5 protein-coding genes are annotated in these 8,271 nt (G+C 68.2%); 3 read left to right on the forward strand and 2 right to left on the reverse strand.

Going from position 1 to position 8,271, the window contains the following annotated elements; genetic code table 11:
• Positions 1 to 68: 68 nt before the first annotated feature.
• Together VD964_RS00610 and pgmG are read left to right on the forward strand one after the other, a co-directional pair.
• Positions 69 to 1,400 (forward strand): UDP-glucose/GDP-mannose dehydrogenase family protein, encoded by a 1,332-nt coding sequence (locus tag VD964_RS00610; protein ID WP_324864476.1) that lies wholly within the window; start codon positions 69 to 71, stop codon positions 1,398 to 1,400.
• Positions 1,401 to 1,439: 39 nt separating this feature from the next.
• Complete coding sequence (gene pgmG / locus VD964_RS00615; protein ID WP_324864478.1) at positions 1,440 to 2,840, forward strand: phosphoglucomutase/phosphomannomutase PgmG; 1,401 nt, start codon at positions 1,440 to 1,442, stop codon at positions 2,838 to 2,840.
• A 178-nt stretch (positions 2,841 to 3,018) separates the two neighbouring features.
• On the opposite strand, the gene VD964_RS00620 is transcribed toward pgmG, so the two are convergent.
• Both VD964_RS00620 and rbbA read right to left on the reverse strand, forming a co-directional pair.
• Positions 3,019 to 4,146 (reverse strand): ABC transporter permease, encoded by a 1,128-nt coding sequence (locus VD964_RS00620; RefSeq protein ID WP_324864480.1) that lies wholly within the window; start codon positions 4,144 to 4,146, stop codon positions 3,019 to 3,021.
• Between the two features lie 3 nt (positions 4,147 to 4,149).
• Positions 4,150 to 6,933 (reverse strand): ribosome-associated ATPase/putative transporter RbbA, encoded by a 2,784-nt coding sequence (gene rbbA / locus VD964_RS00625; RefSeq protein WP_324864482.1) that lies wholly within the window; start codon positions 6,931 to 6,933, stop codon positions 4,150 to 4,152.
• 377 nt (positions 6,934 to 7,310) lie between these two features.
• Between rbbA and VD964_RS00630 the strand changes: the two genes are divergently transcribed.
• A complete protein-coding gene (locus tag VD964_RS00630) occupies positions 7,311 to 8,249 on the forward strand; it encodes an IS110 family transposase (protein ID WP_324864484.1) in 939 nt (312 codons plus the stop codon).
• Positions 8,250 to 8,271 lie beyond the last annotated feature (22 nt).

The following is an 8,271-nucleotide window of genomic DNA, read 5'->3' on the forward strand; positions in this document are numbered from 1 at the left end:
GAACGCCCGGCAAGGGCATCCCAGAGACATACAGGTTTCCTGACTTTCAAGGACTTGAGGGGGACGCGATGCGCATAGCGATGATCGGCACGGGCTATGTCGGCCTGGTCTCCGGCGCCTGCTTTTCCGAGTTCGGCGTGCACGTCTGCTGCGTCGACAAGGACGCCGGCAAGATCAAGCGGCTGAAGCGCGGCGAGATTCCGATCTACGAGCCCGGCCTGGACGACCTCGTCGCCCGCAACGTCGCCGCCGGCCGCCTGTCCTTCACCATGGATTTGAAGGAGGCGATGCAGGGCGTCGACGCCGTGTTCATCGCGGTGGGCACCCCGTCGCGCCGCGGCGACGGCCACGCCGACCTGTCCTACGTCTACGGCGCCGCCGAGGAGATCGCCCAGCATCTCGACCACTACACGGTGGTGGTGACCAAGTCGACCGTCCCGGTCGGCACCGGCCGCGAGGTGGAGGCGATCATCCGCCGCGTGCGCCCCGACGCCGAGTTCGACATCGCCTCCAACCCGGAATTCCTGCGCGAAGGCTCCGCCATCGGCGACTTCATGCGGCCGGACCGCGTCGTCATCGGCGCCACGTCGGACCGCGCGGGCGACGTGATGCGCCGGCTCTACCGGCCGCTCTACCTGATCGAGACGCCGATCGTGGTGACCTCGCTGGAGACGGCGGAGCTGACCAAATACGCCGCCAACACCTTCCTGGCCGCCAAGATCACCTTCATCAACGAGATCGCCGATCTCTGCGAGAAGGTCGGCGCCAACGTCCATGACGTCGCCCGCGGCATCGGGCTGGACGGCCGCATCGGCAAGAAGTTCCTGCACCCCGGTCCGGGCTATGGCGGGTCCTGCTTCCCGAAGGACACGCTGGCGCTGGTCCGCACCGCCCAGCAGGTGGGCAGCCCGCTGCGCATCATCGAGACGGTGGTGGACATCAACGACAAGCGCAAGAAGCAGATGGCCGAGCGCATCATCGCCGCCTGCGGCGGGTCGGTGGACGGCAAGACCGTCGCGGTGCTGGGCGTCGCCTTCAAGCCGAACACCGACGACATGCGCGACAGCCCGTCGCTGGACATCGTCCCGGCGCTTCAGGCGGCGGGTGCCCATGTCCGCGCCTTCGACCCGGCGGCGATGCACGAGGCCGAGAAGCTGCTGCCCGGCGTGGAATGGGCGAAGGACGCCTACGGCACCTTGGAAGGCGCCGATTGCGTCGCTATTCTCACGGAGTGGAACGAATTCCGCGCGCTCGACCTGCGTCGGGTGAAGTCGATGCTGAAGCGGCCGGTGATGATCGACCTGCGCAACATCTACAACCCCGAGGACATGGCGAAGGCCGGCTTCACCTATACCTCCATCGGCCGGCCGTCGCCGGCGGGTGGGATGGACCGCGGCTGACGGTCCAAAGACGGCGTCCAACAGAGGACTAACGAGACGATGAGCGAAGCCCATACCTTCCACCCCACGGTGCTGCGCGAGTACGACATCCGCGGCATCGTCGGCAAGACGCTGACCCCGGCAGACGCCCGCGCGGTCGGCCGCTCCTTCGGCACCGTGGTGGTGCGCAAGGGCGGCAAGACGGTCTGCGTCGGCTATGACGGCCGTCTGTCCTCGCCGGAACTGGAGGAAGCGCTGGTCGAGGGGCTGGTTTCGACCGGCCTGCACGTCCTGCGCATCGGGCTCGGCCCCACGCCGATGCTGTATTTCGCCACCCGCGACCGCGAGGCGGCGGCCGGCATCATGATCACCGGCTCGCACAACCCGCCGGACTACAACGGCATCAAGATGATGCTGGGCAAGGGCCCGGTCTATGGCCAGCAGATCCTGGAACTCGGCACCATGGCGGCCAAGGCCGACTGGGAGCAGGGCCAGGGCTCGTCGGAGAAGATCGACGTCCAGGACGAGTATGTCGCCCGCCTGCTGAAGGATTATGACGGCACCCGCGACCTGAAGATCGCCTGGGACGCCGGCAACGGCGCGTCGGGCGAGATCCTGCGCCGCCTGACCGCCAAGCTGCCGGGCAAGCATGTCCTGCTGTTCGATGACATCGACGGCAACTTCCCCAACCACCATCCGGACCCGACGGTCGAGGCCAATCTGGTCGACCTGAAGAAGGCGGTGGCGGAGCATGGCTGCGACATCGGCATCGGCTTCGACGGCGACGGCGACCGCATCGGCGCCATCGACCACAAGGGCCGCGTGGTGTGGGGCGACCAGTTGGTCGCGCTCTATGCCGCCGACGTGCTGAAGAGCCATCCGGGCGCCACCATCATCGCCGACGTGAAGGCCAGTCAGGCCCTGTTCGACGAGATCGCCAAGCATGGCGGCAACCCGCTGATGTGGAAGACCGGCCACTCGCTGCTGAAGGCCAAGATGGCGGAGACCGGGTCGCCGCTGGCCGGCGAGATGTCGGGCCACATCTTCTTCGCCGACAAGTGGTACGGCTTCGACGACGCGCTGTATTGCGGCGTCCGTCTGGTCGGGCTGGTCAGCAAGCTGAACACCACGCTGGCGGACCTGCGCGACGGCCTGCCGGACATGGTCAACACGCCGGAGACCCGCTTCCAGATCGACGAGGAACGCAAGTTCGCTGTGGTCGAGGAGGTCAAGGGCCGCGTCAAGGCGTCGGGCGCCAAGGTCAACGACATCGACGGCGTCCGCGTGACGACCGACGATGGCTGGTGGCTGCTGCGCGCGTCCAACACCCAGGACGTGCTGGTGGCCCGCGCCGAGTCCTACAGCCAGGAAGGGCTGGAGCGGCTGAAGGGCGCGCTGATCGAGCAGCTGGTGGCCTCCGGGCTGTCGGCGCCGTCCTTCGAGGGCGGCGGGTCGCACTGAGGTTTGTTATGGGGGTGTTCAGGCTTCGGCTGACGAATGCCCCCTCCCCAACCCTCCCCCGCCCTCGGCCGGCCGAAGGCCGGTCCGATCGCGGGAGAGGGAGTTAAGCGCCAGAGCGGCGGAGTTCCCTCTCCCACCGAAGGTGGGGGAGGGTTTAGGGAGGGGGCAACACGCCCCCTCACCTGAAACTCGCCAAATGCCTCCTGAACCGCGCCAGACTCCAGGCGAAGAACAGCGCCCCAATTCCGGCAGTCGCCGCGAACCTGGGCCACACCACGTCGAAGCCGGCGCCGCGGAACAGGATGGCCTGGGCGAAGGCGACGAAATGGGTGGACGGTGACAGCTGCATCGCCATCTGCAGCCATTCCGGCTCGCTTTCCAGCGGGGTGAAGCCGCCGGACAGCATGTTCATCGGCAGCACGATCAGGATGAACAGCAAGCCCAGCTGCGGCATCGACCGCGCCACGGTGCCGAGGAAGATGCCGAGCGCCGTCGCGAAGAACAGGTAGAGCGCCGTCCCGGCCAGGAACAGCGGGACCGAGCCGGCCAGCGGCACCGACAGCAGGCCGCGCAGCACGACATAGAGCGCCACCAGCGTCAGCACCAGGATCACCGCGCCGTTGGCCAGCACCTTGGCGGCCATGATCTCGGCCGGGCGGACCGGCATCACCAGCAGATGTTCCAGCGTGCCGTGTTCGCGCTCGCGGATCAGGGCGGCGCCGGCCAGCAGGACCGCCAGCATGGTGACGTTGCTGACCACCGACATGGTGCCGGTGAACCATTTGGTGTCGAGCGCCTCGTTGTAGGCGACGCGGACCTGCAGGCTGACCGGGGCGGCGCTGCCGTCGGCCTCGCGGCGGACGAAGCGGCCGACCTCGTCCTCGACGATGCCCTGGATGGTGCCGGCGCCGATGCCGGCCTGCATCATCGCGGTGGCGTCGATCAGCAGTTGGATCGCCGGGTTGCGGCCGGCCAGCACGTCGGCCTGGAAATCGGGCGGGATGTCGAGGACGAAGGTGTAGCGGGCGGAATCCATCGCCGGATCGACCTCGGCATGGCCGATCATGGCGGGCGTCTGGAACTCGGGGCCATGGAAGCTGGAGGCCAGCCGCTGCGACAGGGTCGAACGGTCCTCGTCGACGATGGCGATGGCGGCGTTGTGCAGCTCGTGCGAGATGCCGGTCGCCTGGGAGTAGACGGAAAAGGTGAAGGAATAGACGACGAAGCCCAGCATGAAGACGTCGCGCAGCAGGCTGATCCACTCCTTGCGCGCCAATGTCAGGCTGTTGCGGAGGAAGCGCGTCATGGCTCAGCGCTCCTGTTTCGGCAGGAAGGCGACGCCCAGCGCCAGGAACACCGGCACGAAGGCGGCGGTCGCCAGAATGAAGGGCAGAAGTTCGGGCAGGGCGAGGCCCTTGGTGAAGGCGCCGACGGAGATTTTCAGGAAATGGGTGGTCGGGAACAGCGTGCCGAACAGCCACGCCCCGCCCTCCAGGGTGGAGACCGGCTGCAGCATGCCGGAGAATTGGGTTGCCGGCAGCATGGTGACGATGGCGGTGCCGAACACCGCCGCCGTCTGGGTCGCGGTGAAGACGGAGATCAGCAGCCCCAGCGCCGTGGTCGCCACCACATAGACCAGCCCGCCGAGCAGAAGCCCGAACAGGCTGCCCTTCACCGGCACGCCGAACAGGATGACCGCCATCGCCACCATCAGCAGCAGGTTGAAGGCGGCGAGCCCGATATAGGGCAACTGCTTGCCCAGCAGGAATTCCAGCCGCGTCACCGGGGTGACGTAGAGGTTGGTGATGGATCCCAGTTCCTTTTCGCGCACCACGCCGAGGGCGGCGAGGATGGCGGGGATGAAGACCAGCAGCAGGCCGATGGTGCTGGGCACCATGGCGTCGAGGCTGCGGAAGGCCTGATTGTACCGATACCGCATCTCCAGCGTCGCCGGTGAAGCGGGCAGGGTGGCCCCGGCGGCGATGGCCGCATCCTGGATGAAGCGCTGGTGCAGGCCGGCGACGTAGCCCTGGATGGTCTCCGCCCGGAAGGGCATGGCGCCGTCGATGCGCACCGCCACCTCCGGGACGCGGCCACGGCGCAGATCGCGGCCGAAGCCTTCGGGGATCTCGATGGTCAGCGACGCTTCGCCCCTTTGCAGGCGGAGCGCCAGATCGCGGGCGTCGATGGCCGGCGGGGTGGCGCGGAAACTGCGCGAGCCGTCGAACTGCTCGATATAGGCGCGGCTTTCCGGCGAGCGGTCGTGGTCGAGGACGGCGAAGGTCAGGTTCTCCACATCCATGGTGATGCCGAAGCCGAAGACCAGCATGAGGAGGACGGTGCCGAGCAGGGCGACGGTCAGGCGGACGGGGTCGCGGCGGAGTTCGAGGGTTTCGCGCCATGCATAGGCCAGCAGGCGGCGGCGGGAATGTCCCCTCTCCCCCCCGGGGAGAGGGTTAGGGTGAGGGGGTAGCGCGGCGGGACTTTTCTGAGAATCCTCGCTGTGCGTCCCCCTCACCCCGACCCTCTCCCCGGGGGGGAGAGGGGGAGTGGGGCGGTCGAGAGGGAGATTTTCCGCCTGCTCCATGTACCCAATAAATGCGTCGTCCAGGCTGTCGGCCTGCTGCTGGCGGCGCAGTTCGTCGGGGGGGCCGGCGGCGATGACGCGGCCGGCGTTCATGAAGGCAACGCGGTCGCAGCGTGCCGCCTCGTTCATGAAATGGGTGGAGACGAAGATCGTCACCCCCTGGTCGCGCGACAGGGCGATCAGGTCGCGCCAGAACTGGTCGCGCGCCACCGGATCGACGCCGGAGGTCGGCTCGTCGAGGATCAGCAGCTCCGGCCCGTGCAGGATGGCGACGGCCAGCGACAGCCGCTGCCGCACGCCAAGCGGCAGGCGGTCGGCCACCGCGTCAATGTAGGGCGACAGGCCGAAGCGCTCGACCAGCGCCGCCAGCCGGGATTCTGAGTCCGCAAGGTCGAACAGGCGGGCGTGCAGGTCCAGGTTCTGGCGCACCGTCAACTCGCCATAGAGCGAGAAGGCCTGCGCCATGTAGCCGACGCGGCGGCGGCTCTCCAGATCGCCGGCGTCCACCGGCCGGCCGAACAGCCGCGCTTCGCCCGCGGTGGCGGGGAGCAGGCCGGTCAGCATCTTCATGGTGGTGGTCTTGCCGCAGCCGTTGGAGCCCAGGAAGCCGAAGATCTCGCCGCGGCCGATGCGGAAGCTGATGTCCGACACCGCGGTGAAATCGCCGAAGCGGCGGGTCAGGCCGATCGCCTCGATGGCCGGTTCGGCGCCGGCCGGTTCGGGAGCGCGGGGCGGGACGGTCAGGCGTTGGTGGCCGCGCCGGGCATCCTCCGGCAGCAGGGCGACGAAGGCCTCCTCCAGATCGGCAGCGCCGGTCTGCGCCTTGACCGCGGCGGGGGTGTCGTGGGCCAGCAGGCGGCCGGCGTTCATCATCACGACCCGGTCGAACCGCTCGGCCTCGTCCATGTAGGAGGTGGCGACCAGCACGGTCATGCCGGGGCGGCCGGCGCGGATGCGGTCGATCAGCTCCCAGAACTGGCGGCGGGAGAGCGGATCGACGCCGGTCGTCGGCTCGTCGAGGATCAGCAGGTCGGGGTCGTGCAGCAGGGCGCAGCACAGCCCGAGCTTCTGCTTCATGCCGCCCGACAGCTTGCCGGCCGGGCGGTCGGGAAAGGGGGCGAGGCCGGTTGCCTCCAGCAGGTCGGCGATGCGGCGTTGGCGCTCGGCGGCGTTCAGGCCGAACAGGCGGCCGAAGAACTGCAGGTTTTCGGCGACGCTGAGTTCGGCATAGAGGTTGCGGCCGAGGCCCTGCGGCATGTAGGCGATGCGCGGCTGGAGCGCGGCGCGGCCATGCCGGTCGGCGACGTCGGTGCCGAGCACGCGGACGCTGCCCTGCTGGATTTTCTTGGCGGTGGAGATCAGGCCGAGCAGGGTCGATTTGCCGACGCCGTCGGGGCCGATGACCGCGACGCTGACGCCGGCGGGAATTTCGAGGGACGCGTCCTCCAGCGCCACCGTCCCGCCATAGCGGTGCCGCACGCCGGACAGCGAGACGGCTGGGGTCATGATCTTTCGCCCAGGCGTATGTCCCCTCTCCCCCCCAACACAAGCCCGGCTTGTGTTGCCGACAGGCGAAGCGCAGCTTCGCCGAAAGGCGGGGAGAGGGTTAGGGTGAGGGGGATGCGTGGCGGGGATTGGGTAGCGGAGGGTGTCTGATTCTCGGCGAAGTCACGCTGTGCCTCCCCCTTGTATCTGGAATGGGTCCCTGTTTCGTGATGGAACTTGGATAGCGCCGGGTCCGGTGGCCACCGGACCCGGCGCGAGGCGGACGGCGCCCGACGCCCCTCAGGCCACAACCGTGGGTGAGCCATGGGACCGCTGCCTTTGTCACGCACGACCGAACAGTCGCCAGATCGTCCATCGCACGCGCAAGGCAGGTTACCGTGGCACACCTCATCTGTGGAGTGGATGTTTCGTCTGAAACGCTGGATGCCCGGATTGGCGACAGCGGGCCGATGAAGCGGTTCAACCGTACGGCGGAAGGGATCGCGGCGTTGGCCGCCTTCTGCCGCGACAATGACGTCACCCTGGTGGCGATGGAGGCCACCGGCGGGTACGAACGGCTGCCCTTCGGGCTGCTGTGGGGCCATGGCCTGCCGGTGGCGGTGCTCAACCCTCGCTCGGTGCGGCAGTTCGCCGAAGCGATGGGCTTCCTGGAGAAGACCGACCGGATCGACGCCGGCCTGATCGCCCGCTTCGCCGAGGTCAAGCGCATCACGGCCCAACCGCCGGCCAGCCAGAGCCAGCAACGCTTGGCAGCGCTGGTGACCCGCCTGCGCCAACTCACCCAGACGCGCACGGTGCAGACCAACCAGCGCCGCTTGGTGAGCGAGCCTACCGTGCTGGGCTCGATCGACGAGCTCGTCTCGCTGCTCAACCGCCAGATCCGGGCCTTCGAGACCGAGGTCGCCGCCATGATCGGCAAGGACCCGCTCTGGCAGCGGCTGGACGAGGCGTTCCGAACCATCAAGGGCGTCGCCGACCGCACCGTCGCCCGGATCATGGCCGACCTGCCCGAGATCGGCACCCTGACCGGCAAAGCCGTCGCCAAGCTGGTCGGGGTCGCCCCGCTGGCGCGCGACAGCGGAAAGGCAACTGGAAAGCGACGGGTGCGCGGCGGGCGCGACAGCGTCCGCTCCATCCTCTTCGTCGTCGCCGAGGTCGTCCGACGACATGACCCAGACTTCGCCGCTTTCCACAAAAAGTTGAGCGACGCTGGAAAACCCAAAAAGGCAATCCGCGTCGCTCTCGCCAGAAAGCTCCTCGTCAGGCTCAATGCCAAAGCCCGCGAAGTTCGGGCCGGACTCGCTGTGGAAGCTTGACAGGCCAGACAGTCGCTCACCC

This window comes from Azospirillum sp. (assembly GCF_035628975.1).
Lineage (GTDB): Bacteria > Pseudomonadota > Alphaproteobacteria > Azospirillales > Azospirillaceae > Azospirillum.

What these genes read in the sequence shown, in the direction of transcription:
- VD964_RS00620 (WP_324864480.1), bottom strand. Translation starts at nt 4,146, where the DNA reads ATGACGCGCTTCCTCCGCAACAGCCTGACATTGGCGCGCAAGGAGTGG.
- VD964_RS00610 (WP_324864476.1), top strand. Translation starts at nt 69, where the DNA reads ATGCGCATAGCGATGATCGGCACGGGCTATGTCGGCCTGGTCTCCGGC.
- pgmG (WP_324864478.1), top strand. Translation starts at nt 1,440, where the DNA reads ATGAGCGAAGCCCATACCTTCCACCCCACGGTGCTGCGCGAGTACGAC.
- rbbA (WP_324864482.1), bottom strand. Translation starts at nt 6,933, where the DNA reads ATGACCCCAGCCGTCTCGCTGTCCGGCGTGCGGCACCGCTATGGCGGG.